The sequence below is a fragment of the Chlamydia pneumoniae TW-183 genome, from assembly GCF_000007205.1.
GTDB lineage: Bacteria > Chlamydiota > Chlamydiia > Chlamydiales > Chlamydiaceae > Chlamydia > Chlamydia pneumoniae.
Genome location: NC_005043.1, coordinates 715,809 through 737,174, shown reverse-complemented (window position 1 = coordinate 737,174; position 21,366 = coordinate 715,809). Strand labels below are relative to the sequence as shown.

Genomic DNA, 21,366 nt, shown 5'->3' with positions numbered 1-21,366 from the left:
GCAGCGTCTTTTTAAGCGTGCTTATTGATAAGATTGGTTAGGAATTCTTTATCCTTAAGACCTACGACCCGAGCCACCTCGTTCCCATCCTTAAAAAGAATAAGCGTAGGAATAGAGCTGACTTCGTACGTTTCTGCAGGCTTGCTGTTCTCATCTATATTGATTTTTCCAATAGTGACATGAGGAAGTTCCGCAGCAAGATTTTCTAAGATAGGAGTGAGCATCCGACAGGGGCCACACCATTCTGCAAAGAAATCAACGAGAACGAGCCCCGATGCAATAAAAGAGTCAAAATTTTCACTTGATATGATCTTTACCATAAGTTTCCCTTCTCGAAAAATCGAATTACTGTCCCTGTTATTTTCTTGCAGCTAAGAAGACTTGAACTTCCATGAGCATAAGCTCACTAGAACCTGAATCTAGCGCGTCTACCGATTTCGCCATAGCTGCGTTTCGTAAAATTGTAGACTATAGATAATAAAAAACACAATTAAGAAACTTTTTAAAGAAAAACAGCAGATTTTTTTGGATGAACCTTGTTGTGATACCTTTATGTTCAACATAATTCTCGGCTCTGATAGTATTTCTGATTTAACGTGAGGTAAGACAACCCATATGTGGTTATATTCCTTTTATGGGGAGTTTGCTTAAGAACGTTAAGTCATTAGCTGAAAAAGGGTAGGCATGGATATTTCTGGAGCAGTCAAACAGAAACTTTTGCAGTTTTTGGGAAAACAAAAAAAACCAGAATTGTTGGCAACGTATCTTTTCTATCTGGAACAGGCTCTAAGCCTTCGTCCTGTGGTGTTTGTTCGCGACAAGATAATTTTCAAAACTCCAGAAGATGCGGTCCGTATTCTCGAACAGGATAAAAAGATTTGGAGAGAAACAGAAATCCAAATTTCTTCTGAAAAGCCACAGGTAAACGAAAATACGAAGCGTATCTATATTTGCCCATTTACCGGTAAGGTCTTTGCTGACAACGTCTATGCAAACCCTCAAGACGCAATTTATGACTGGCTGTCTTCTTGCCCTCAAAATATGGAAAAACAGGGTGGGGTGCGAATCAAGCGTTTCCTCGTATCAGAAGATCCTGATGTGATAAAAGAATACGCAGTCCCACCAAAAGAACCTATTATAAAAACAGTGTTTGCTTCGGCAATTACAGGTAAATTGTTCCATAGTTTACCCCCTCTTTTAGAGGATTTTATCTCTAGCTACTTGCGTCCTATGACCCTGGAAGAAGTGCAAAATCAAACTAAGTTTCAATTGGAAAGTTCCTTCCTTTCTCTATTGCAAGATGCGCTGGTAGAAGATAAGATCGCAGCATTTATAGAAAGTTTAGCAGACGATACAGCCTTTCATGTGTACATTAGCCAATGGGTAGATACAGAAGAGTAAGCCATTCTTCTCAAGAAACCCTATTACTAGGAACTGAGTTAGGACAAGTCCTTGTTCCAGGAGCTGTATTGCTCTTATTTGGTGATTATGGGGCTGGTAAGACAGAATTTGTACGTGGCATAGTCTCTGGATATCTCGGAGATACTATCGCGGAAGAAGTTGCTAGTCCCTCGTTCTCTATATTACATGTTTATGGTAATGAACCTAAGCGGTTGTGCCACTATGATCTTTACCGGATTGATCAGAAAAATCAGGAATACATTTTTCAAGATGCAGAAGAAGACGATGTCCTTTGTATTGAATGGGCGGATCGCTTGCCTAAGCCACGATTTTGTGATACAATAAATATCTACATTACCATGCAAACAAACATGGAAAGAGAAATTATTATAGAGAAGCGCTAGTCTTTATTCTCCATAGTATCCTTGCATACTGATAGGCATAAAGAAGAGTGAGCCGCGATGTAATAATAGTATAGGTTCCCTGGAACCCTTTTCTGTTCGCAAGGCATTCTCTGCACAGATGCAAAATATAAAGTTAAACACAGAAATCCTTCTACAGTCAGAAGGATATCAAACAAAGATAGAGGAAGTAGAAGGAAATTATGAGTTTATTAAAAGATACGGTTTTTACTTGCCTAGATTGTGAAATGACAGGTCTAGATGTAAAAAAAGATCGTATTATTGAAATTGCCGCTGTTCGCTTTACTTTCGATAGTGTAATTAGTTCGATAGAATTTTTAATCAATCCAGAACGCGTTGTATCTGCGGAGTCCCAGAGAGTCCACCATATCTCCAACGCTATGTTGAGAGATCAGCCGAAAATCGCCGAAGTTTTTCCTCAAATCAAAGCATTTTTTAAAGAAGGCGACTATATCGTAGGACATAGCGTCGGTTTTGATTTGCAGGTTCTCGCTCAAGAGATGGAAAGAATCGGAGAGACCTTCCTCTCAAAGTATACCATTATTGATACCCTCCGATTAGCAAAAGAATATGGAGATAGTCCTAATAATTCTCTAGAATCCTTAGCCGTACACTTTAATGTTCCCTATGATGGGAATCATCGTGCCATGAAGGATGTAGAAATTAATATCAATATTTTTAAACATCTTTGTAAACGTTTCCGAACGTTAGAACAACTGAAACAGGTGTTAGCAAAACCTATTAAAATGAAATATATGCCCCTAGGGAAACACAAGGGACGATGTTTTTCAGAAATTCCTCTTGCCTATCTTCAATGGGCATCAAAAATGGATTTCGATTCAGACCTTCTTTTTTCTATCCGTCATGAAATCAAGCATAGACAAAAGGGGACCGGATTTTCACAAGTTAACAATCCCTTTATGGAATTGTAAGCACTTCGATTTCTAAAAAATAATCAAAAATTTCAGTAACTTATGAAAGAAAATCATAGATTTTCTTTCAGTTGACCGATACTATCGCAACCAAGAATACCCTATAAAAATCCTTTCGGTAGAGTCAACAATGCTTAAGAAAAAACCCGTCTCGTTTAGCTGTATTGACGGACATATTTATAAAATTTTCCCTAATGATCTTAATGCTAATAATACTGTCTTCGGGGGATTATTAATGAGTTTGCTCGATCGTTTAGCCTTAGTGGTCGCAGAACGACACACAGAATCCGTCTGTGTTACTGCTTTTGTTGATGCCCTCCGCTTCTATGCTCCTGCATATATGGGGGAAAATCTGATTTGTAAAGCTGCAGTAAACAGAACATGGCGTACTTCCCTAGAAGTCGGGGTTAAAGTGTGGGCAGAAAATATTTATAAGCAGGAACGACGTCATATTACCTCCGCATACTTTACATTTGTTGCTGTCAACGAAGACAACCAGCCCATTCCTGTCCATCAGATTGTTCCAGAAACTCCAGAAGAAAAACGTCGGTATAATGAAGCAGATCGACGACGTCAAGCAAGGCTTGAACTGAAATAAGGAGAGCCTGTGCTACGAATCTTTTGCTTTGTTATTTCTTGGTGCCTTATAGCTTTTGCTCAACCAGATTTAAGTGGATTCGTTTCCATATTAGGAGCCGCCTGTGGTTATGGATTCTTTTGGTATAGTCTAGAACCCTTAAAAAAACCCTCATTACCTCTAAGGACTCTTTTTGTATCCTGTTTTTTCTGGATCTTCACAATAGAGGGGATTCATTTTTCTTGGATGCTCTCGGATCAATATATAGGCAAACTCATCTATTTGGTATGGCTTACATTAATCACGATTTTGTCCGTTCTATTTTCAGGATTTTCTTGCCTTCTAGTTGCAATCGTACGTCAGAAACGCACAGCTTTTTTATGGAGCCTTCCTGGCGTATGGGTCGCTATCGAGATGCTTCGATTTTATGGGATCTTTTCTGGGATGTCCTTCGATTATCTTGGTTGGCCTATGACAGCCTCTGCTTATGGACGGCAGTTTGGCGGATTTTTGGGGTGGGCAGGTCAGAGCTTCGCTGTCATAGCTGTAAATATGAGCTTTTATTGTCTACTACTGAAAAAACCTCATGCTAAAATGTTATGGGTGCTCACTCTTCTTTTGCCCTATACTTTTGGAGCAATTCATTATGAGTATCTTAAACACGCGTTTCAACAAGATAAGAGAGCGCTGCGTGTCGCTGTTGTTCAACCCGCGCATCCCCCCATACGACCGAAACTTAAGTCCCCAATAGTCGTCTGGGAACAACTCCTCCAACTCGTATCCCCAATACAACAACCCATAGATTTGCTGATTTTCCCAGAAGTAGTCGTGCCTTTTGGTAAGCATAGGCAAGTCTATCCCTATGAATCCTGCGCACATTTATTGTCTTCTTTTGCTCCACTTCCCGAAGGTAAGGCATTTCTATCGAATAGTGATTGTGCCACAGCTCTGTCACAACACTTTCAGTGTCCAGTAATTATTGGCTTAGAACGGTGGGTGAAAAAAGAGAACGTTTTGTATTGGTATAACTCTGCTGAGGTAATATCACACAAAGGAATTTCCGTAGGATACGATAAGCGTATCCTTGTGCCTGGTGGCGAATATATACCAGGAGGGAAATTCGGATCCCTAATTTGTAGACAACTATTTCCTAAATATGCTCTAGGATGCAAGAGACTTCCAGGTAGACGTTCTGGAGTTGTGCAGGTCCGAGGTTTACCTCGTATCGGGATCACCATTTGCTACGAAGAAACTTTCGGCTATCGGTTGCAATCCTACAAGAGACAAGGAGCCGAACTCCTTGTTAACTTAACAAATGACGGATGGTATCCTGAATCACGACTCCCTAAAGTCCATTTCCTCCATGGGATGTTGAGAAATCAAGAGTTTGGGATGCCTTGCGTGCGAGCTTGCCAAACTGGTGTTACAGCAGCTGTGGATTCTCTAGGTCGAATACTCAAAATTCTTCCTTATGATACTAGAGAAACTAAAGCCCCCTCAGGGGTATTGGAAACCTCTTTGCCTCTATTTAATTATAAAACGCTTTATGGGTATTGTGGAGATTACCCTATGATTTTGATAGCTTTCTGTGCAGTCAGTTATCTAGGAGGAGGATTCTTAGGATATCGCTTGCTTGCTAAAAAAGAAATTCGATAATATACGGAGACTCGTTGTCAGGTTTTTACATGTTAGAACGAACTCAAAGAACGTTAAAGCGAGAGGTTCGCTATTCTGGAGTGGGAATTCACTTAGGGAAGTCCTCAACTCTCCATTTGCAACCTGCACAAACAAATACAGGTATTGTTTTTCAAAGACAGTCTGCCTCAGGTAACTACGAAAATGTCCCTGCTTTACTAGATCATGTCTACACTACAGGAAGAAGTACAACATTATCTAGGGGTAGTGCTGTAATCGCCACTGTCGAACATCTTATGGCAGCATTGCGATCTAACAATATAGATAATCTAATTATCCAATGTAGTGGAGAGGAAATCCCCATAGGGGATGGAAGCTCAAATGTCTTTGTTGAGTTAATCGATCAAGCAGGTATTTGTGAACAAGAAGATAAGGTTTCCATTGCGAGACTAACACGTCCTGTATATTATCAACATCAGGACATTTTTTTAGCAGCCTTTCCCTCTGATGAGCTGAAGATTTCCTATACGTTGCATTATCCTCAAAGTTCAACAATAGGGACTCAATACAAATCTTTGGTGATTAATGAAGAGTCTTTTCGCCAGGAAATTGCTCCTTGTAGAACATTTGCTCTATACAATGAGCTATGTTTCTTAATGGAAAAGGGGCTAATTGGAGGGGGATGTTTGGATAATGCTGTAGTTTTTAAGGACGATGGTATTATTAGTAGAGGACAATTAAGATTTGCCGATGAACCAGTACGACATAAAATACTGGATCTGATTGGAGATCTTTCCTTAGTTGGCAGGCCTTTTGTTGCGCATGTATTAGCTGTCGGCTCCGGCCACTCCTCCAATATTGCTTTTGGTAAAAAAATTTTGGAAGCATTAGAACTATAAAGAAAGAATAAATGAATCAACCCTCTGTCATCAAATTACGCGAATTATTAGATTTACTCCCCCACAGATATCCTTTTTTATTAGTGGATAAAGTTTTATCTTATGACATCGAGGCTCGCAGTATCACGGCACAAAAAAATGTCACAATAAATGAGCCTTTTTTTATGGGGCATTTTCCTAACGCGCCTATTATGCCTGGAGTCTTGATATTAGAAGCTTTGGCCCAAGCTGCTGGTGTATTGATAGGCTTAGTTCTAGAAAATGATAGGAATAAGCGTATCGCATTATTTTTAGGGATACAGAAAGCTAAGTTTCGTCAAGCTGTTCGCCCTGGAGATGTACTTACCCTGCAAGCAGATTTTTCTTTAATATCATCGAAAGGAGGTAAAGCTTGGGCACAGGCGCGTGTAGATTCACAGCTAGTCACTGAAGCAGAGCTGAGCTTTGCTCTGGTAGATAAGGAATCCATATAATCACGGAGAAACATGGCGAGCATTCACCCAACTGCAATTATCGAGCCAGGAGCTAAAATTGGAAAGGATGTTGTTATTGAACCGTACGTTGTTATAAAAGCTACGGTAACCCTTTGTGACAACGTTGTTGTTAAGTCCTACGCATATATCGATGGCAATACAACCATAGGCAAGGGGACAACAATATGGCCCTCTGCAATGATCGGTAATAAACCCCAAGATTTAAAGTATCAAGGGGAAAAAACCTATGTGACTATTGGTGAAAATTGCGAAATTCGAGAGTTCGCTATCATCACGTCTTCAACATTCGAAGGTACAACAGTCTCTATCGGGAATAATTGTTTGATTATGCCCTGGGCTCATGTTGCCCATAACTGTACTATTGGAAATAATGTCGTTCTAAGTAACCATGCACAACTTGCAGGACATGTTCAAGTCGGTGATTACGCTATTCTTGGTGGGATGGTTGGAGTGCACCAGTTTGTTCGCATCGGAGCGCATGCTATGGTAGGAGCCCTCAGTGGGATTCGTCGTGATGTTCCTCCCTATACCATTGGAAGTGGAAACCCTTACCAACTCGCTGGTATTAATAAAGTAGGACTACAACGTAGGCAGGTTCCTTTTGCTACGCGATTAGCCCTCATTAAGGCTTTTAAAAAGATTTATCGTGCTGACGGATGTTTTTTTGAATCTCTAGAAGAAACTCTAGAAGAATATGGAGACATTCCAGAAGTAAAAAACTTCATTGAGTTTTGTCAAAGCCCAAGTAAGCGCGGCATCGAACGAAGCATAGATAAGCAAGCCCTTGAAGAAGAAAGCGCAGACAAAGAAGGAGTTTTGATTGAATCTTAAGGTTGTCTATTTCGGCACACCCACATTTGCAGCCACCGTTTTGCAAGATTTGTTGCATCACAAAATCCAAATTACAGCTGTTGTTACCCGAGTTGATAAGCCCCAAAAAAGATCGGCACAACTCATTCCTTCTCCAGTAAAAACTATAGCTCTAACTCACGGTCTACCTTTACTCCAACCTAGTAAAGCGTCAGACCCCCAATTTATTGAAGAACTTCGGGCTTTTAATGCTGATGTTTTTATTGTGGTTGCCTATGGAGCGATTCTTCGTCAGATAGTCCTCGATATTCCTCGTTATGGTTGTTACAATCTGCATGCAGGGCTCTTGCCAGCCTACCGAGGCGCAGCTCCCATACAACGCTGTATTATGGAAGGAGCTACAGAATCTGGAAATACTGTCATCCGTATGGATGCAGGTATGGATACAGGCGACATGGCAAATATTACGCGTGTCCCCATAGGTCCTGATATGACTTCAGGAGAATTGGCGGATGCTCTTGCATCGCAGGGCGCAGAAGTTCTAATAAAAACTTTACAACAAATTGAGTCAGGTCAACTGCAACTCGTCAGTCAAGACGCTGCTTTGGCGACAATAGCGCCAAAATTGTCTAAGGAAGAAGGACAGGTTCCTTGGGATAAACCTGCTAAAGAGGCTTATGCTCATATACGAGGAGTCACGCCAGCTCCAGGAGCGTGGACCCTATTCTCTTTTTCTGAAAAAGCGCCAAAACGCTTGATGATCCGTAAGGCCTCTCTTTTAGCAGAGGCGGGAAGATATGGAGCCCCCGGGACTGTTGTTGTAACAGATAGGCAAGAGCTTGCTATTGCCTGTTCTGAGGGAGCCATTTGCTTGCACGAAGTGCAGGTAGAAGGCAAGGGTTCTACGAACTCAAAATCCTTTTTAAACGGCTATCCAGCAAAGAAATTAAAAATAGTTTTTACTTTAAATAATTAACTTTACAACGTGTTTTTTATTTAGGGCATTTAAACTAAATTAAGTCGTTTTATGTTATTATAGGCTCTAATTTTTTTTTAAAAAGCCTTGTAAGGAGGTAAAAATGGCGACTAACGCAATTAGATCGACAGGAAGTGCAGCAAGTAAGATGCTGCTGCCAGTTGCCAAAGAACCAGCGGCTGTCAGCTCCTTTGCTCAGAAAGGGATTTATTGTATTCAACAATTTTTTACAAACCCTGGGAATAAGTTAGCAAAGTTTGTAGGGGCAACAAAAAGTTTAGATAAATGCTTTAAGCTAAGTAAGGCGGTTTCTGACTGTGTCGTAGGATCGCTGGAAGAGGCGGGATGCACAGGGGACGCATTGACCTCCGCGAGAAACGCCCAGGGTATGTTAAAAACAACTCGAGAAGTTGTTGCCTTAGCTAATGTGCTCAATGGAGCTGTTCCATCTATCGTTAACTCGACTCAGAGGTGTTACCAATACACACGTCAAGCCTTCGAGTTAGGAAGCAAGACAAAAGAAAGAAAAACGCCTGGGGAGTATAGTAAAATGCTATTAACTCGAGGTGATTACCTATTGGCAGCTTCCAGGGAAGCTTGTACGGCAGTCGGTGCAACGACTTACTCAGCGACATTCGGTGTTTTACGTCCGTTAATGTTAATCAATAAACTCACAGCAAAACCATTCTTAGACAAAGCGACTGTAGGCAATTTTGGCACGGCTGTTGCTGGAATTATGACCATTAATCATATGGCAGGAGTTGCTGGTGCTGTTGGCGGAATCGCATTAGAACAAAAGCTGTTCAAACGTGCGAAGGAATCCCTATACAATGAGAGATGTGCCTTAGAAAACCAACAATCTCAGTTGAGTGGGGACGTGATTCTAAGCGCGGAAAGGGCATTACGTAAAGAACACGTTGCTACTCTAAAAAGAAATGTTTTAACTCTTCTTGAAAAAGCTTTAGAGTTGGTAGTGGATGGAGTCAAACTCATTCCTTTACCGATTACAGTGGCTTGCTCCGCTGCAATTTCTGGAGCCTTGACGGCAGCATCCGCAGGAATTGGCTTATATAGCATATGGCAGAAAACAAAGTCTGGCAAATAAGCTAGTTTTATCTTTATTTTAAAGAAGTCGCTTCTAAAAAATTTTTTGGAAGCGACTTTCTATTTCTATAAATAGGAATTTTCCAAGAATCTTTTATCTTTGAGTTCTTAGTACCTAGAGTACTTTTCCTATTGTAAAAATCTTCCCCCTCTGATAACCTGTCCCTTTATTTTCTTAAGGGAAAATTTCCTTTTCTTTTTAGAGAATTCGATAAGTAAAATACTAAGCAGATTTGTTTCTTTGTTCCTCCAAGAGGAAAGCAAATCATTATTGTTAATGGATAAGTTTATGCGGTCTCATATTAGTGTGATGGGAAAAAAAGAAGGGATGATTCACATCTTTGATAAAGATGGATCCTTGGTTGCTTGCTCAGTAATTCGCGTTGAGCCTAACGTTGTTACCCAGATCAAAACTAAGGAAAGCGACGGATATTTCTCCTTGCAAATAGGAGCGGAAGAAATGAATGCCCCCGCTCATACAATTACAAAACGTGTTAGTAAGCCTAAACTCGGACATTTGCGTAAAGCTGGTGGTCGAGTTTTTCGTTTTCTTAAAGAAGTCCGAGGTTCTGAAGAGGCTCTTAATGGGGTGTCTTTGGGAGATGCTTTTGGATTGGAAGTTTTTGAAGATGTTTCCTCAGTTGATGTTCGTGGAATTTCAAAAGGAAAAGGTTTTCAAGGTGTCATGAAGAAATTTGGTTTTCGTGGCGGTCCAGGAAGCCATGGTTCAGGGTTTCATCGTCATGCAGGTTCTATAGGAATGCGATCGACTCCTGGTCGTTGTTTCCCTGGAAGTAAGCGTCCTAGTCATATGGGCGCAGAGAACGTTACTGTAAAAAATTTAGAAGTAATAAAAGTAGATTTAGAAAAAAAAGTACTGTTAGTTAAAGGTGCCATTCCTGGAGCGCGAGGCTCTATTGTTATAGTGAAACATTCTTCTAGAACTTAGGATACGGACAGGGGTGATACAGAGAGGACCTAATGGTTTTATTATCAAAATTTGATTTTTCAGGAAATAAAATAGGCGAAGTTGAAGTAGCAGACTCTTTGTTTGCAGATGAGGGCGATGGCCTTCAATTGATCAAGGATTATATTGTTGCTATTCGCGCGAATAAAAGACAGTGGTCTGCATGCACTAGAAATCGTTCTGAAGTGAGTCATTCTACAAAAAAACCTTTCAAACAAAAAGGTACGGGTAATGCCCGTCAGGGATGTTTAGCTTCTCCTCAGTTTCGTGGGGGTGGGATTGTTTTTGGGCCTAAGCCTAAATTTAATCAACACGTACGTATAAACCGTAAAGAAAGAAAAGCCGCAATCAGGCTTTTGTTGGCGCAAAAAATTCAAACAAACAAATTGACTGTAGTTGACGATACGGTCTTTGTAGATGCTTTAACAGCTCCTAAAACTCAGTCAGCGTTAAGGTTTTTAAAAGATTGCAATGTTGAGTGTCGTAGCATTCTCTTTATTGATCACTTAGATCATGTAGAGAAGAATGAAAATTTAAGATTAAGTTTGCGTAACCTCACTGCAGTTAAGGGTTTTGTCTATGGAATCAATATCAATGGGTATGACTTAGCTTCTGCTCATAATATTGTTATTTCTAAAAAAGCTTTGCAGGAACTTGTTGAGCGTCTTGTTTCTGAAACGAAAGATTAAGAAGGAATTTTAGGATATGAAAGATCCTTATGATGTAATTAAGCGTCACTACGTAACAGAGAAAGCTAAAATGTTAGAGCATTTAAGCGCTGGAACTGGAGAGGGAAAGAAAAAGGGAAGCTTTTGTAAAGACCCTAAATTTGTTTTTATAGTCTCTCATGATGCAACAAAGCCATTAATCGCCCAAGCTTTAGAGGCAATTTACGTTGATAAAAATGTAAAAGTAAAGAGTGTGAACACCATAAATGTAAAACCTCAACCCGCCCGCATGTTTCGAGGGCGCCGTAAAGGAAAAACCTCAGGATTTAAGAAAGCAATTGTAACTTTCTATCAAGGGCACTCTGTCGGATAATTTATTAGAGAGATAAACAGCATGTTTAAAAAATTTAAACCAGTAACTCCAGGAACTAGACAGCTGGTCCTTCCCGCTTTTGATGAGTTAACAACGCGTGGTGAGTTGCGCGGTACGAAGTCAAAAAGAAGTCTTCGACCAAATAAAAAGCTCTCTTTCTTTAAGAAGAGTTCTGGTGGAAGAGATAATTTAGGCCATATATCCTGCCGTCATCGTGGCGGAGGAGCAAAACAATTGTATAGGGTCGTTGACTTCAAACGTAATAAAGATGGGATTACTGCGAAAGTAGTTACTGTAGAATACGATCCTAATCGTTCTGCATACATTGCTCTCTTAAGCTACGAAGACGGAGAAAAACGTTACATTCTCGCCCCTAAAGGCATCCAAAGGGGAGACGTTGTTGTTTCAGGTGAAGGAAGTCCATTTAAGCCTGGATGTTGTATGACTTTAAAAAGCATACCTTTAGGATTGTCAGTTCATAATATTGAAATGCGTCCTTCTTCAGGTGGAAAGCTTGTAAGATCTGCTGGATTAGCTGCTCAAGTTATAGCTAAGTCTCCAGGATACGTTACTTTAAAGATGCCTTCTGGAGAGTTCCGTATGTTAAATGAGGGATGCAGAGCTACCATTGGTGAAGTTTCCAATGCCGATCACAACCTACGTGTAGATGGCAAAGCTGGAAGAAGACGTTGGATGGGAGTTCGTCCTACAGTCCGTGGTACTGCAATGAACCCTGTAGATCATCCCCACGGTGGTGGAGAAGGTCGCCATAATGGTTATATTCCACGTACACCTTGGGGAAAGGTTACGAAGGGATTAAAAACACGTGACAAGAACAAAAGTAATAAATGGATTGTTAAAGATCGTAGGAAATAAGGATTATGAGTAGATCGTTAAGAAAAGGTCCGTTTGTTGATCACCACCTCCTAAAAAAAGTGCGTGCAATGAACATAGAGGAGAAAAAAACTCCTATCAAAACATGGTCTCGTCGTTCAATGATTACTCCTGAGATGATCGGCCATACGTTTGAAGTTCACAACGGGAAGAAATTTTTAACCGTATTTGTTTCAGAAACTATGGTGGGTCATAAATTAGGAGAATTTTCTCCCACAAGGATATTTAAAAGCCATCCTGTGAAGAAAGGGTAAGTCTAAAGGAGACATAGCATGTTTAAAGCGACCGCCCGATATATTCGGGTACAACCTCGTAAAGCTAGATTAGCTGCTGGGCTTATGAGAAATCTAAGTGTGCAAGAGGCTGAGGAACAGCTGGGATTTTCTCAGTTGAAAGCTGGAAGATGTTTAAAAAAGGTTTTAAATAGCGCTGTAGCTAATGCTGAATTGCATGAAAATATAAAGCGTGAAAATTTAAGCGTTACCGAAGTTCGAGTAGATGCCGGGCCTGTCTACAAGCGATCTAAATCAAAAAGTAGAGGAGGACGCTCTCCTATTTTAAAACGTACCAGTCACTTGACTGTTATTGTTGGTGAGAAGGAACGGTAAAAGGGAAGAAGGATCATGGGTCAGAAAGGTTGTCCAATCGGATTTCGTACAGGGGTTACAAAAAAATGGCGTTCTCTTTGGTACGGAAATAAACAAGAATTTGGTAAATTTCTCATAGAAGATGTAAGAATTCGACAGTTTTTAAGAAAAAAACCTTCATGTCAAGGTGCCGCTGGATTTGTTGTCCGTCGTATGAGTGGTAAAATTGAAGTGACCATCCAAACCGCTCGTCCTGGGTTGGTAATTGGAAAAAAAGGCGCTGAAGTTGATCTGCTTAAAGAAGAGCTCAGAGCTCTTACCGGAAAAGAAGTCTGGTTAGAAATCGCGGAAATTAAACGTCCCGAACTAAATGCAAAATTAGTAGCTGATAACATTGCAAGACAAATTGAACGTCGAGTCTCTTTTAGACGGGCTATGAAAAAGGCAATGCAATCAGTAATGGATGCTGGAGCTGTTGGTGTAAAAATTCAAGTTTCAGGCAGGTTAGCAGGAGCCGAGATTGCTCGTTCTGAATGGTATAAAAATGGCCGTGTGCCGCTTCATACGCTAAGAGCTGACATTGATTATGCTACAGCTTGTGCGGAAACTACCTACGGAATTATCGGTATAAAAGTTTGGATTAATCTTGGAGAGAACTCCTCTTCTACAACTCCTAACAATCCGGCAGCACCCTCTGCAGCTGCTTAAAGTTGTAAATAAGGATGAGTGAATTATTATGTTAATGCCTAAACGAACAAAATTTCGTAAGCAACAAAAAGGACAGTTTGCAGGATTAAGTAAGGGAGCTACATTTGTAGACTTCGGAGAATATGCAATGCAAACTCTTGAGCGTGGCTGGGTCACCAGTCGTCAAATTGAAGCCTGCAGGGTTGCGATTAATAGATATTTAAAACGTCGAGGAAAAGTATGGATTCGTATTTTTCCAGACAAAAGTGTAACAAAAAAGCCTGCAGAAACTCGTATGGGTAAAGGTAAAGGGGCCCCAGATCATTGGGTAGCAGTAGTTCGTCCAGGACGTATATTGTTTGAAGTAGCGAATGTCTCTAAAGAAGATGCTCAAGATGCCCTCCGAAGAGCTGCTGCCAAACTAGGAATAAAAACACGTTTTGTTAAGCGAGTGGAAAGGGTATAAACATGGCTGCTAAAAAGGATTTATTGACCCAGTTAAGGGGCAAAGGCGACGACGATTTAGATGCGTATGTTCATGAAAACAAAAAGGCTTTGTTTGCTTTAAGAGCAGAAAATTTACTGCAAAACAAAGTTGTGAAAGTTCATATGTTTTCTACGCATAAGAAAAATATTGCTCGAGCTCTAACAGTAAAACAAGAAAGAAAAGGTAAAGTCCATGGCTAGTGAACCAAGAGGCTCTAGAAAAGTTAAGATTGGTGTTGTTGTCTCGGCAAAAATGGAAAAAACTGTCGTTGTTCGAGTAGAAAGGATATTTTCTCATCCTCAGTATCTTAAAGTAGTGAGAAGTTCAAAGAAATATTACGCTCACACTGAACTAAAAGTTTCTGAAGGGGATAAAGTTAAAATTCAAGAAACACGACCTTTGTCTAAGCTTAAAAGATGGCGCGTTATAGAACATGTTGGCGTGGTAAGTTAGCAACATTAGGTAGATAGAGATTATGATTCAGCAAGAAAGTCAGTTAAAAGTTGCCGATAATACTGGAGCTAAAAAAGTAAAATGCTTCAAGGTTCTTGGAGGTTCTCGTAGACGTTATGCTACTGTCGGAGATGTCATTGTATGCTCAGTTAGAGATGTCGAACCTAATAGTTCTATAAAAAAGGGAGACGTTATCAAAGCTGTGATCGTGCGCACACGTCGGCATATTACAAGAAAAGATGGGTCTACTTTAAAATTTGATACAAATAGCTGTGTAATTATCGATGATAAAGGAAATCCTAAAGGAACAAGGATTTTTGGCCCCGTAGCTCGAGAAATTCGAGATAGAGGTTTTATAAAAATTAGTTCTTTAGCTCCTGAGGTAATTTAAGGAGAAGGAAGTTATGAAAAAGCAAAACATTCGTGTTGGTGATAAGGTATTTATATTAGCTGGTAATGATAAAGGAAAAGAAGGAAAAGTCCTTTCTCTTACTGAAGATAAAGTAGTTGTCGAAGGTGTAAACGTTCGCATAAAAAATATAAAACGTAGTCAACAAAATCCTAAAGGTAAACGGATTAGTATAGAGGCTCCTATCCATATTTCTAATGTACGTTTAACCATAGCTGGTGAACCTGCCAAACTCTCTGTCAAAGTGACTGAACAGGGGCGGGAGTTGTGGCAAAGACGCCCTGACGGAACATCCCAGCTGTATCGTCTAGTGAGGGGAAAGAAAGGCTAATATGAGTAGATTAAAAAAATTCTATACTGAAGAAATTCGCAAATCTTTGTTTGAAAAGTTTGGCTATGCAAATAAAATGCAGATCCCTGTTCTTAAAAAAATTGTCTTAAGTATGGGACTTGCTGAAGCCGCTAAAGATAAAAATTTATTCCAAGCCCACTTAGAAGAATTGACCATGATCTCTGGGCAAAAACCGTTAGTAACAAAAGCTCGAAATTCTATTGCCGGTTTTAAATTACGAGAAGGTCAAGGAATCGGTGCAAAAGTTACCCTTCGTGGAATTCGTATGTACGATTTTATGGATCGTTTCTGTAATATTGTTTCTCCACGGATTCGCGACTTCCGCGGATTTTCTAATAAAGGAGACGGAAGGGGTTGCTATTCTGTAGGATTAGACGATCAACAAATTTTCCCAGAAATTAATTTAGATCGTGTGAAGCGCACCCAGGGATTGAATATCACATGGGTAACTACCGCGCAAACAGATGATGAGTGCACCACTCTATTAGAGTTGATGGGCTTACGATTTAAGAAAGCTCAATAAAGAGGAAAAGGATCTATATGGGCATGACAAGTGATTCTATAGCAGATTTGTTAACGCGAATTCGTAACGCTTTGATGGCAGAACATCTGTATGTAGACGTAGAGCACAGTAAAATGCGAGAGGCTATTGTAAAAATCCTCAAGCATAAAGGTTTTGTGGCTCATTATTTAGTAAAGGAAGAAAACCGCAAACGCGCTATGCGTGTGTTTTTACAATATTCCGATGATCGTAAACCAGTAATACACCAACTGAAACGGGTATCAAAACCCTCTCGAAGAGTCTATGTATCGGCTGCGAAAATCCCTTACGTCTTTGGAAATATGGGAATTTCAGTCCTCTCCACTTCTCAGGGAGTTATGGAAGGTTCTCTAGCCAGATCTAAGAATATTGGGGGCGAATTGCTCTGTTTGGTGTGGTAACAGGATTAAGTATAGGACGGTAAAGCATGTCTCGTAAGGCTCGAGAACCTATTCTACTTCCTCAAGGAGTAGAAGTTTCGATTCAAGATGATAAAATTATTGTAAAAGGTCCTAAAGGGTCCTTAACACAGAAATCGGTCAAAGAAGTAGAAATCACCTTAAAAGATAACAGTATATTTGTACACGCAGCTCCCCATGTTGTCGATAGACCTAGCTGTATGCAGGGGTTATATTGGGCGCTCATTTCAAATATGGTTCAAGGTGTCCATTTAGGATTTGAAAAACGTTTAGAAATGATTGGAGTGGGTTTCAGAGCCTCTGTTCAAGGTGCATTTTTGGATCTCTCCATTGGGGTTTCTCACCCTACAAAAATTCCTATCCCATCTACTCTTCAGGTATCAGTTGAAAAAAATACTCTGATTTCAGTGAAAGGGCTTGATAAGCAGTTGGTTGGTGAATTTGCTGCAAGTATTCGCGCCAAACGTCCTCCTGAACCTTATAAAGGTAAGGGAATTCGTTATGAAAATGAATATGTCCGTCGTAAAGCTGGTAAAGCTGCGAAAACAGGCAAAAAATAGGTCGAGGGTTATGGAAAGTTCGTTATGTAAAAAGTCATTAATGAAAAGACGAAGAGCTTTGCGAGTGCGTAAAGTATTAAAAGGTTCCCCTACAAAGCCTCGTTTGTCCGTAGTGAAAACAAATAAACATATTTATGTACAGTTGATAGACGATTCTATCGGCAAGACGTTGGCTTCCGTTTCCACTCTATCAAAATTAAATAAGAGTCAAGGTCTGACTAAAAAAAACCAAGAAGTTGCTAAAGTATTAGGAACTCAAATTGCTGAATTGGGAAAAAACCTTCAACTTGATCGAGTTGTTTTCGATCGCGGTCCTTTCAAATATCACGGAATTGTTTCTATGGTAGCTGATGGGGCTAGAGAGGGTGGTTTACAGTTTTAATGAAGGTTTAGGAAGAGATGTCGCTATCAAAGAATTCTCATAAAGAAGATCAATTAGAAGAGAAAGTTCTTGTTGTTAACCGTTGCTCCAAAGTTGTTAAGGGAGGACGAAAGTTCAGTTTTTCTGCTTTAATTTTAGTAGGAGATGGCAAGGGTCGTTTGGGCTATGGTTTTGCTAAAGCCAATGAACTCACAGATGCCATTCGTAAAGGTGGTGAAGCTGCAAAAAAGAATTTAATGAAGATAGAAGCTTTAGAAGATGGTTCTATTCCTCATGAAGTTCTTGTCCATCACGATGGAGCACAGTTGCTGTTAAAACCAGCAAAACCTGGAACTGGAATTGTTGCCGGTTCTCGTATTCGTTTGATCCTAGAAATGGCTGGTATTAAAGATATTGTAGCTAAAAGTTTCGGATCTAATAACCCTATGAACCAAGTGAAAGCGGCGTTTAAAGCTCTTACAGGACTCAGCCCACGTAAGGATTTGTTAAGAAGAGGAGCGGCTATAAATGATTAAGTTAGAATCATTATTTGATATTTCTGAACGTAAACGAAGAAAAAAATTATTAGGTCGTGGTCCTTCTTCCGGTCATGGGAAAACCAGTGGTCGTGGTCATAAAGGAGACGGTAGCCGTTCGGGATACAAACGTCGTTTTGGCTATGAAGGGGGAGGAGTTCCTTTATATAGAAGAGTTCCTACAAGAGGGTTTTCTCATAAACGTTTTGATAAATGCGTTGAAGAAATTACTACAGGACGTTTAGCCGAGCTTTTCCAAGAAGGAGAAGCAATTACTTTAGATGCATTAAAAGCAAAGAAAGCCATTGCGAGACAAGCTGTACGAGTCAAAGTCATTCTCAAAGGAGATTTGGAAAAGACTTTTGTATGGCAAGATACTGCTGTAGTCCTATCGCAAGGAGTACAAAATTTGCTAGGCATTACTTAAAAAATAAGATTGTTTAGGCCGTATATGACCACATTGAGACAATTTTTTCTGATTACCGAATTACGACAAAAGTTATTCTATACTTTTGCTTTGCTTACGGCCTGTAGAGTGGGTGTATTTATTCCTGTTCCAGGAATTAATGGTGAATTAGCTGTAGCTTACTTCAAGCAGTTATTGGGATCAGGTCAGAATTTATTTCAACTAGCTGATATTTTTTCTGGAGGCGCTTTTGCCCAAATGACCGTAATTGCGCTGGGTGTGGTTCCTTACATTTCAGCCTCAATTATCGTTCAGCTGTTCCTAGTCTTTATGCCTGCGCTGCAAAGAGAAATGAGGGAGTCTTCTGATCAAGGGAAACGTAGGATTGGTAGACTCACACGTTTGTTTACCGTTGCTTTAGCTGTAATACAGTCTCTCTTATTTGCTAAGTTTGCTCTTAGAATGAATCTAACTATTCCGGGGATTGTTCTGCCCACTTTATTATCTTCAAAACTATTTGGAGTCCCCTGGATTTTTTATATCACTACAGTTGTAGTCATGACTACAGGAACTCTCTTATTGATGTGGATCGGTGAACAGATCTCCGATAAGGGGATTGGGAACGGGATAAGTTTAATTATCGCCCTTGGAATTCTATCCTCATTTCCTTCTGTATTGGGATCTATTGTTAATAAGTTAAATTTAGGATCTCAAGACTCCTCTGATTTGGGTCTAATTTCAATTTTAATCCTTGCTCTTGTTTTTGTTTTTGTTCTGATTACTACGATTTTGATTATCGAGGGAGTGAGAAAAATCCCTGTGCAATATGCTCGAAGGGTAATTGGAAGAAGAGAAGTCCCCGGTGGAGGGTCCTATCTTCCTTTAAAAGTTAACTATGCTGGCGTCATTCCTGTGATTTTTGCTTCCTCGCTACTGATGTTCCCAGCAACTATAGGACAGTTTATTGCGTCAGAGTCTTCTTGGATGAAGCGTATAGCAGCTTTACTTGCTCCAGGCAGTTTAGTTTATTCTATATGTTATGTGTTGCTCATTATATTTTTTACATACTTTTGGACAGCCACACAATTTCATCCAGAACAAATTGCTTCTGAAATGAAAAAAAATAATGCCTTTATTCCTGGCATACGTCAGGGCAAGCCTACGCAACATTACTTAGAGTATACAATGAATCGTGTGACCCTTTTAGGAGCGTTGTTCTTAGCGGCGATCGCGATATTACCTTCACTTTTAGGTTGTCTGCTTCGTGTGGATTCTAATGTAAGCTATTTCTTAGGCGGTACTGCAATGCTTATCGTCGTAGGGGTCGTTTTAGATACAATGAAGCAGGTTGATGCCTTTTTGTTAATGCGTCGCTACGATAGCGTGCTGAAAACAGATCGGACGAAAGGAAGACATTGAAAAATAACAATTTTTGACCTAAGATGCTTATACTATTTTAAGGGAGGCCCAACGTATGCCACGCATCATTGGAATTGATATTCCTGCAAAGAAAAAGTTAAAAATAAGTCTGACATATATTTATGGAATAGGATCAGCTCGTTCTGATGAAATCATTAAAAAGTTGAAGTTAGATCCTGAGGCAAGAGCCTCTGAATTAACTGAAGAAGAAGTAGGACGACTGAACTCTCTGCTACAATCAGAATATACCGTAGAAGGGGATTTGCGACGTCGTGTTCAATCGGATATCAAAAGATTGATCGCCATCCATTCTTATCGAGGTCAGAGACATAGACTTTCTTTACCAGTAAGAGGACAACGTACAAAAACTAATTCTCGTACTCGAAAAGGTAAAAGAAAAACAGTCGCAGGTAAGAAGAAATAATTTTTAATTAGGAGTCGTGTTTTGGTTAAAAATCAAGCGCAGGCAAAAAAGAGCGTAAAAAGAAAACAACTAAAAAATATTCCTTCAGGTGTTGTGCATGTTAAAGCAACCTTTAACAATACAATAGTATCTATAACAGATCCTGCTGGTAATGTGATTTCTTGGGCATCAGCAGGTAAAGTAGGATATTCTGGTTCAAGAAAATCTTCAGCCTTTGCTGCCACTGTAGCAGCTCAAGACGCTGCTAAAACTGCCATGAACTCTGGTTTAAAGGAAGTAGAGGTTTGTTTGAAGGGTACTGGAGCTGGGAGAGAGTCTGCTGTTCGTGCTTTGATATCTGCTGGTTTGGTAGTTTCTGTAATCCGTGATGAAACTCCTGTTCCTCATAATGGTTGCCGGCCAAGAAAAAGGCGCAGAGTGTAGTTTTAGGGAAGGAGAAAGGGATGTCAGATAACGCACACAATTTACTTTATGATAAGTTTGAACTGCCTGAAGCAGTTAAAATGTTGCCTGTTGAAGGGCTTCCAATAGACAAACATGCTCGCTTCATTGCTGAGCCTCTAGAAAGAGGAATGGGCCACACTTTAGGAAATGCTCTAAGACGTGCTTTGCTTATTGGTTTAGAAGCTCCAGCTATTATCTCGTTTGCTATGACAGGCGTACTTCATGAATATATGGCAATCGAAGGGGTTATTGAGGATGTAACTAACATCATTCTGAATTTAAAAGGTGCCCTATTAAAAAAGTACCCCATGCAGGATAGTTCTTTAGGAAGAACCACTCAGGTCTTAAAAGCTTCAATTTCTATAGATGCTTCCGATTTAGCCGCAGCTAATGGACAAAAAGAAGTGACTCTACAAGATCTATTGCAAGAAGGGGACTTTGAAGCCGTTAACCCAGATCAAGTCATTTTTACTGTTACTCAACCCATACAGTTGGAAGTCGTTCTACGAATTGCTTTTGGTAGGGGATATACACCTTCTGAAAGGATTGTTTTGGAAGATAAGGGTGTTTATGAAATCGTTTTGGATGCAGCCTTTTCTCCAGTCACTTTAGTCAACTACTTTGTAGAAGATACACGGGTGGGTCAGGATACAGATTTTGACCGTTTAGTTTTAATAGTTGAAACAGATGGAAGAGTGACTCCGAAAGAAGCTCTGGCTTTTTCAACTCAAATTTTGACTAAACATTTTTCCATTTTTGAAAATATGGATGAGAAGAAAATCGTATTTGAAGAAGCTATTTCTATTGAGAAAGAAAACAAAGATGATATTCTTCATAAGTTAATTTTAGGAATTAATGAAATAGAACTCTCAGTCAGATCAACAAATTGTTTGTCTAATGCAAATATTGAGACTATTGGCGAACTTGTTATTATGCCTGAACCTCGATTGCTACAATTCAGAAATTTTGGAAAGAAATCACTGTGTGAGATCAAGAATAAATTGAAAGAAATGAAGCTTGAATTAGGAATGGACCTAACGCAATTTGGCGTAGGTTTAGATAACGTAAAAGAAAAAATGAAGTGGTATGCCGAAAAGATTCGGGCTAAAAATACAAAGGGATAGTAAGT

At 39.9% G+C, this 21,366-nt stretch carries 33 protein-coding genes and 1 tRNA gene; 32 read left to right on the top strand and 2 right to left on the bottom strand.

Annotated features, from left to right (window positions below; genetic code table 11):
* Positions 1-11 precede the first annotated feature (11 nt).
* Both trxA and CPB_RS03370 read right to left on the bottom strand, forming a co-directional pair.
* Positions 12-320 (bottom strand): thioredoxin, encoded by a 309-nt coding sequence (gene trxA, locus CPB_RS03375; protein ID WP_010883297.1) that lies wholly within the window; start codon positions 318-320, stop codon positions 12-14.
* 46 nt (positions 321-366) lie between these two features.
* Positions 367-450: transfer RNA gene (locus CPB_RS03370), tRNA-Leu, on the bottom strand.
* Between the two features lie 234 nt (positions 451-684).
* Between CPB_RS03370 and CPB_RS03365 the strand changes: the two genes are divergently transcribed.
* The 32 genes from CPB_RS03365 (at position 685) to CPB_RS03205 (ending at position 21,361) form a co-directional block, all read left to right on the top strand.
* Complete coding sequence (locus tag CPB_RS03365) at positions 685-1,401, top strand: DUF2709 domain-containing protein (protein ID WP_010883296.1); 717 nt, start codon at positions 685-687, stop codon at positions 1,399-1,401.
* On the top strand, positions 1,380-1,805 hold the full coding sequence (tsaE, locus tag CPB_RS03360) for a tRNA (adenosine(37)-N6)-threonylcarbamoyltransferase complex ATPase subunit type 1 TsaE (protein WP_010883295.1): 426 nt from the start codon (positions 1,380-1,382) through the stop codon (positions 1,803-1,805). The genes CPB_RS03365 and tsaE overlap by 22 nt, the downstream gene beginning before the upstream one ends.
* A gap of 200 nt (positions 1,806-2,005) precedes the next feature.
* Positions 2,006-2,755: a putative quorum-sensing-regulated virulence factor gene (locus tag CPB_RS03350; RefSeq protein WP_010883293.1), complete on the top strand. Its 750-nt coding sequence runs from the start codon at positions 2,006-2,008 to the stop codon at positions 2,753-2,755.
* Positions 2,756-2,885: 130 nt separating this feature from the next.
* On the top strand, positions 2,886-3,353 hold the full coding sequence (locus tag CPB_RS03345) for an acyl-CoA thioesterase (protein ID WP_010883292.1): 468 nt from the start codon (positions 2,886-2,888) through the stop codon (positions 3,351-3,353).
* A gap of 9 nt (positions 3,354-3,362) precedes the next feature.
* Positions 3,363-4,988, top strand: a complete 1,626-nt coding sequence (gene lnt / locus CPB_RS03340; protein WP_010883291.1) for an apolipoprotein N-acyltransferase — start codon at positions 3,363-3,365, stop codon at positions 4,986-4,988.
* Positions 4,989-5,017: 29 nt separating this feature from the next.
* On the top strand, positions 5,018-5,866 hold the full coding sequence (gene lpxC / locus CPB_RS03335) for a UDP-3-O-acyl-N-acetylglucosamine deacetylase (RefSeq protein ID WP_010883290.1): 849 nt from the start codon (positions 5,018-5,020) through the stop codon (positions 5,864-5,866).
* Positions 5,867-5,877: 11 nt separating this feature from the next.
* The gene (fabZ, locus tag CPB_RS03330; protein ID WP_010883289.1) at positions 5,878-6,339 is read left to right on the top strand and encodes a 3-hydroxyacyl-ACP dehydratase FabZ; all 462 of its coding nucleotides are present in this window, start codon (positions 5,878-5,880) and stop codon (positions 6,337-6,339) included.
* Between the two features lie 12 nt (positions 6,340-6,351).
* Complete coding sequence (lpxA, locus tag CPB_RS03325; protein WP_010883288.1) at positions 6,352-7,191, top strand: acyl-ACP--UDP-N-acetylglucosamine O-acyltransferase; 840 nt, start codon at positions 6,352-6,354, stop codon at positions 7,189-7,191.
* Positions 7,181-8,146 (top strand): methionyl-tRNA formyltransferase, encoded by a 966-nt coding sequence (fmt, locus tag CPB_RS03320; protein ID WP_010883287.1) that lies wholly within the window; start codon positions 7,181-7,183, stop codon positions 8,144-8,146. The genes lpxA and fmt overlap by 11 nt, the downstream gene beginning before the upstream one ends.
* Positions 8,147-8,249: 103 nt before the next feature.
* Positions 8,250-9,251, top strand: coding sequence for a hypothetical protein (locus tag CPB_RS03315; protein WP_011126200.1), 1,002 nt, complete (start codon positions 8,250-8,252; stop codon positions 9,249-9,251).
* A gap of 288 nt (positions 9,252-9,539) precedes the next feature.
* On the top strand, positions 9,540-10,199 hold the full coding sequence (rplC, locus tag CPB_RS03310; RefSeq protein ID WP_010883285.1) for a 50S ribosomal protein L3: 660 nt from the start codon (positions 9,540-9,542) through the stop codon (positions 10,197-10,199).
* Between the two features lie 32 nt (positions 10,200-10,231).
* Positions 10,232-10,906 (top strand): 50S ribosomal protein L4, encoded by a 675-nt coding sequence (gene rplD / locus CPB_RS03305; RefSeq protein WP_010883284.1) that lies wholly within the window; start codon positions 10,232-10,234, stop codon positions 10,904-10,906.
* A 16-nt stretch (positions 10,907-10,922) separates the two neighbouring features.
* The gene (locus CPB_RS03300; protein WP_010883283.1) at positions 10,923-11,258 is read left to right on the top strand and encodes a 50S ribosomal protein L23; all 336 of its coding nucleotides are present in this window, start codon (positions 10,923-10,925) and stop codon (positions 11,256-11,258) included.
* 21 nt (positions 11,259-11,279) lie between these two features.
* Positions 11,280-12,134, top strand: a complete 855-nt coding sequence (rplB, locus tag CPB_RS03295; RefSeq protein WP_010883282.1) for a 50S ribosomal protein L2 — start codon at positions 11,280-11,282, stop codon at positions 12,132-12,134.
* Positions 12,135-12,139: 5 nt separating this feature from the next.
* On the top strand, positions 12,140-12,406 hold the full coding sequence (rpsS, locus tag CPB_RS03290; protein ID WP_010891970.1) for a 30S ribosomal protein S19: 267 nt from the start codon (positions 12,140-12,142) through the stop codon (positions 12,404-12,406).
* 18 nt (positions 12,407-12,424) lie between these two features.
* Positions 12,425-12,760, top strand: coding sequence for a 50S ribosomal protein L22 (rplV, locus tag CPB_RS03285; RefSeq protein WP_010883280.1), 336 nt, complete (start codon positions 12,425-12,427; stop codon positions 12,758-12,760).
* A 15-nt stretch (positions 12,761-12,775) separates the two neighbouring features.
* Entirely contained in the window at positions 12,776-13,447 is a 672-nt protein-coding gene (gene rpsC / locus CPB_RS03280) for a 30S ribosomal protein S3 (RefSeq protein WP_010891971.1), read from the top strand.
* A gap of 28 nt (positions 13,448-13,475) precedes the next feature.
* Complete coding sequence (rplP, locus tag CPB_RS03275; protein WP_010883278.1) at positions 13,476-13,892, top strand: 50S ribosomal protein L16; 417 nt, start codon at positions 13,476-13,478, stop codon at positions 13,890-13,892.
* A gap of 2 nt (positions 13,893-13,894) precedes the next feature.
* Entirely contained in the window at positions 13,895-14,113 is a 219-nt protein-coding gene (rpmC, locus tag CPB_RS03270) for a 50S ribosomal protein L29 (RefSeq protein ID WP_011126199.1), read from the top strand.
* Positions 14,106-14,366, top strand: a complete 261-nt coding sequence (gene rpsQ / locus CPB_RS03265) for a 30S ribosomal protein S17 (protein ID WP_010883276.1) — start codon at positions 14,106-14,108, stop codon at positions 14,364-14,366. The genes rpmC and rpsQ overlap by 8 nt, the downstream gene beginning before the upstream one ends.
* A 22-nt stretch (positions 14,367-14,388) precedes the next feature.
* Positions 14,389-14,757 (top strand): 50S ribosomal protein L14, encoded by a 369-nt coding sequence (gene rplN / locus CPB_RS03260; protein WP_010883275.1) that lies wholly within the window; start codon positions 14,389-14,391, stop codon positions 14,755-14,757.
* Positions 14,758-14,770: 13 nt separating this feature from the next.
* Positions 14,771-15,106: a 50S ribosomal protein L24 gene (gene rplX, locus CPB_RS03255; RefSeq protein WP_010883274.1), complete on the top strand. Its 336-nt coding sequence runs from the start codon at positions 14,771-14,773 to the stop codon at positions 15,104-15,106.
* Position 15,107: 1 nt separating this feature from the next.
* Entirely contained in the window at positions 15,108-15,650 is a 543-nt protein-coding gene (gene rplE / locus CPB_RS03250; RefSeq protein ID WP_010883273.1) for a 50S ribosomal protein L5, read from the top strand.
* 17 nt (positions 15,651-15,667) lie between these two features.
* The gene (gene rpsH, locus CPB_RS03245) at positions 15,668-16,069 is read left to right on the top strand and encodes a 30S ribosomal protein S8 (protein WP_010883272.1); all 402 of its coding nucleotides are present in this window, start codon (positions 15,668-15,670) and stop codon (positions 16,067-16,069) included.
* 26 nt (positions 16,070-16,095) lie between these two features.
* Positions 16,096-16,647 (top strand): 50S ribosomal protein L6, encoded by a 552-nt coding sequence (rplF, locus tag CPB_RS03240; protein ID WP_010883271.1) that lies wholly within the window; start codon positions 16,096-16,098, stop codon positions 16,645-16,647.
* A gap of 10 nt (positions 16,648-16,657) precedes the next feature.
* The gene (gene rplR, locus CPB_RS03235) at positions 16,658-17,029 is read left to right on the top strand and encodes a 50S ribosomal protein L18 (RefSeq protein WP_010883270.1); all 372 of its coding nucleotides are present in this window, start codon (positions 16,658-16,660) and stop codon (positions 17,027-17,029) included.
* A gap of 17 nt (positions 17,030-17,046) precedes the next feature.
* Positions 17,047-17,544 (top strand): 30S ribosomal protein S5, encoded by a 498-nt coding sequence (rpsE, locus tag CPB_RS03230; protein ID WP_010883269.1) that lies wholly within the window; start codon positions 17,047-17,049, stop codon positions 17,542-17,544.
* Positions 17,537-17,971 carry a 50S ribosomal protein L15 gene (gene rplO / locus CPB_RS03225; protein ID WP_010883268.1) on the top strand — a complete coding sequence of 145 codons (435 nt, stop codon included), beginning with the start codon at positions 17,537-17,539 and terminating at the stop codon, positions 17,969-17,971. Before rpsE ends, rplO begins: the two co-directional genes overlap by 8 nt.
* A gap of 24 nt (positions 17,972-17,995) precedes the next feature.
* Positions 17,996-19,369, top strand: coding sequence for a preprotein translocase subunit SecY (secY, locus tag CPB_RS03220; RefSeq protein ID WP_010883267.1), 1,374 nt, complete (start codon positions 17,996-17,998; stop codon positions 19,367-19,369).
* 55 nt (positions 19,370-19,424) lie between these two features.
* Positions 19,425-19,793: a 30S ribosomal protein S13 gene (gene rpsM, locus CPB_RS03215; protein WP_010883266.1), complete on the top strand. Its 369-nt coding sequence runs from the start codon at positions 19,425-19,427 to the stop codon at positions 19,791-19,793.
* Between the two features lie 21 nt (positions 19,794-19,814).
* Positions 19,815-20,216: a 30S ribosomal protein S11 gene (rpsK, locus tag CPB_RS03210; RefSeq protein ID WP_010883265.1), complete on the top strand. Its 402-nt coding sequence runs from the start codon at positions 19,815-19,817 to the stop codon at positions 20,214-20,216.
* A gap of 20 nt (positions 20,217-20,236) precedes the next feature.
* On the top strand, positions 20,237-21,361 hold the full coding sequence (locus CPB_RS03205; RefSeq protein WP_010883264.1) for a DNA-directed RNA polymerase subunit alpha: 1,125 nt from the start codon (positions 20,237-20,239) through the stop codon (positions 21,359-21,361).
* The last annotated feature ends 5 nt before the right edge of the window (positions 21,362-21,366 follow it).

What these genes read in the sequence shown, in the direction of transcription:
- trxA (WP_010883297.1), bottom strand. Translation starts at nt 320, where the DNA reads ATGGTAAAGATCATATCAAGTGAAAATTTTGACTCTTTTATTGCATCG.
- CPB_RS03365 (WP_010883296.1), top strand. Translation starts at nt 685, where the DNA reads ATGGATATTTCTGGAGCAGTCAAACAGAAACTTTTGCAGTTTTTGGGA.
- tsaE (WP_010883295.1), top strand. Translation starts at nt 1,380, where the DNA reads ATGGGTAGATACAGAAGAGTAAGCCATTCTTCTCAAGAAACCCTATTA.
- CPB_RS03350 (WP_010883293.1), top strand. Translation starts at nt 2,006, where the DNA reads ATGAGTTTATTAAAAGATACGGTTTTTACTTGCCTAGATTGTGAAATG.
- CPB_RS03345 (WP_010883292.1), top strand. Translation starts at nt 2,886, where the DNA reads ATGCTTAAGAAAAAACCCGTCTCGTTTAGCTGTATTGACGGACATATT.
- lpxC (WP_010883290.1), top strand. Translation starts at nt 5,018, where the DNA reads ATGTTAGAACGAACTCAAAGAACGTTAAAGCGAGAGGTTCGCTATTCT.
- fabZ (WP_010883289.1), top strand. Translation starts at nt 5,878, where the DNA reads ATGAATCAACCCTCTGTCATCAAATTACGCGAATTATTAGATTTACTC.
- lpxA (WP_010883288.1), top strand. Translation starts at nt 6,352, where the DNA reads ATGGCGAGCATTCACCCAACTGCAATTATCGAGCCAGGAGCTAAAATT.
- CPB_RS03315 (WP_011126200.1), top strand. Translation starts at nt 8,250, where the DNA reads ATGGCGACTAACGCAATTAGATCGACAGGAAGTGCAGCAAGTAAGATG.
- rplC (WP_010883285.1), top strand. Translation starts at nt 9,540, where the DNA reads ATGCGGTCTCATATTAGTGTGATGGGAAAAAAAGAAGGGATGATTCAC.
- rplD (WP_010883284.1), top strand. Translation starts at nt 10,232, where the DNA reads ATGGTTTTATTATCAAAATTTGATTTTTCAGGAAATAAAATAGGCGAA.
- CPB_RS03300 (WP_010883283.1), top strand. Translation starts at nt 10,923, where the DNA reads ATGAAAGATCCTTATGATGTAATTAAGCGTCACTACGTAACAGAGAAA.
- rplB (WP_010883282.1), top strand. Translation starts at nt 11,280, where the DNA reads ATGTTTAAAAAATTTAAACCAGTAACTCCAGGAACTAGACAGCTGGTC.
- rpsS (WP_010891970.1), top strand. Translation starts at nt 12,140, where the DNA reads ATGAGTAGATCGTTAAGAAAAGGTCCGTTTGTTGATCACCACCTCCTA.
- rplV (WP_010883280.1), top strand. Translation starts at nt 12,425, where the DNA reads ATGTTTAAAGCGACCGCCCGATATATTCGGGTACAACCTCGTAAAGCT.
- rpsC (WP_010891971.1), top strand. Translation starts at nt 12,776, where the DNA reads ATGGGTCAGAAAGGTTGTCCAATCGGATTTCGTACAGGGGTTACAAAA.
- rplP (WP_010883278.1), top strand. Translation starts at nt 13,476, where the DNA reads ATGTTAATGCCTAAACGAACAAAATTTCGTAAGCAACAAAAAGGACAG.
- rpmC (WP_011126199.1), top strand. Translation starts at nt 13,895, where the DNA reads ATGGCTGCTAAAAAGGATTTATTGACCCAGTTAAGGGGCAAAGGCGAC.
- rpsQ (WP_010883276.1), top strand. Translation starts at nt 14,106, where the DNA reads ATGGCTAGTGAACCAAGAGGCTCTAGAAAAGTTAAGATTGGTGTTGTT.
- rplN (WP_010883275.1), top strand. Translation starts at nt 14,389, where the DNA reads ATGATTCAGCAAGAAAGTCAGTTAAAAGTTGCCGATAATACTGGAGCT.
- rplX (WP_010883274.1), top strand. Translation starts at nt 14,771, where the DNA reads ATGAAAAAGCAAAACATTCGTGTTGGTGATAAGGTATTTATATTAGCT.
- rplE (WP_010883273.1), top strand. Translation starts at nt 15,108, where the DNA reads ATGAGTAGATTAAAAAAATTCTATACTGAAGAAATTCGCAAATCTTTG.
- rpsH (WP_010883272.1), top strand. Translation starts at nt 15,668, where the DNA reads ATGGGCATGACAAGTGATTCTATAGCAGATTTGTTAACGCGAATTCGT.
- rplF (WP_010883271.1), top strand. Translation starts at nt 16,096, where the DNA reads ATGTCTCGTAAGGCTCGAGAACCTATTCTACTTCCTCAAGGAGTAGAA.
- rplR (WP_010883270.1), top strand. Translation starts at nt 16,658, where the DNA reads ATGGAAAGTTCGTTATGTAAAAAGTCATTAATGAAAAGACGAAGAGCT.
- rpsE (WP_010883269.1), top strand. Translation starts at nt 17,047, where the DNA reads ATGTCGCTATCAAAGAATTCTCATAAAGAAGATCAATTAGAAGAGAAA.
- rplO (WP_010883268.1), top strand. Translation starts at nt 17,537, where the DNA reads ATGATTAAGTTAGAATCATTATTTGATATTTCTGAACGTAAACGAAGA.
- secY (WP_010883267.1), top strand. Translation starts at nt 17,996, where the DNA reads ATGACCACATTGAGACAATTTTTTCTGATTACCGAATTACGACAAAAG.
- rpsM (WP_010883266.1), top strand. Translation starts at nt 19,425, where the DNA reads ATGCCACGCATCATTGGAATTGATATTCCTGCAAAGAAAAAGTTAAAA.
- CPB_RS03205 (WP_010883264.1), top strand. Translation starts at nt 20,237, where the DNA reads ATGTCAGATAACGCACACAATTTACTTTATGATAAGTTTGAACTGCCT.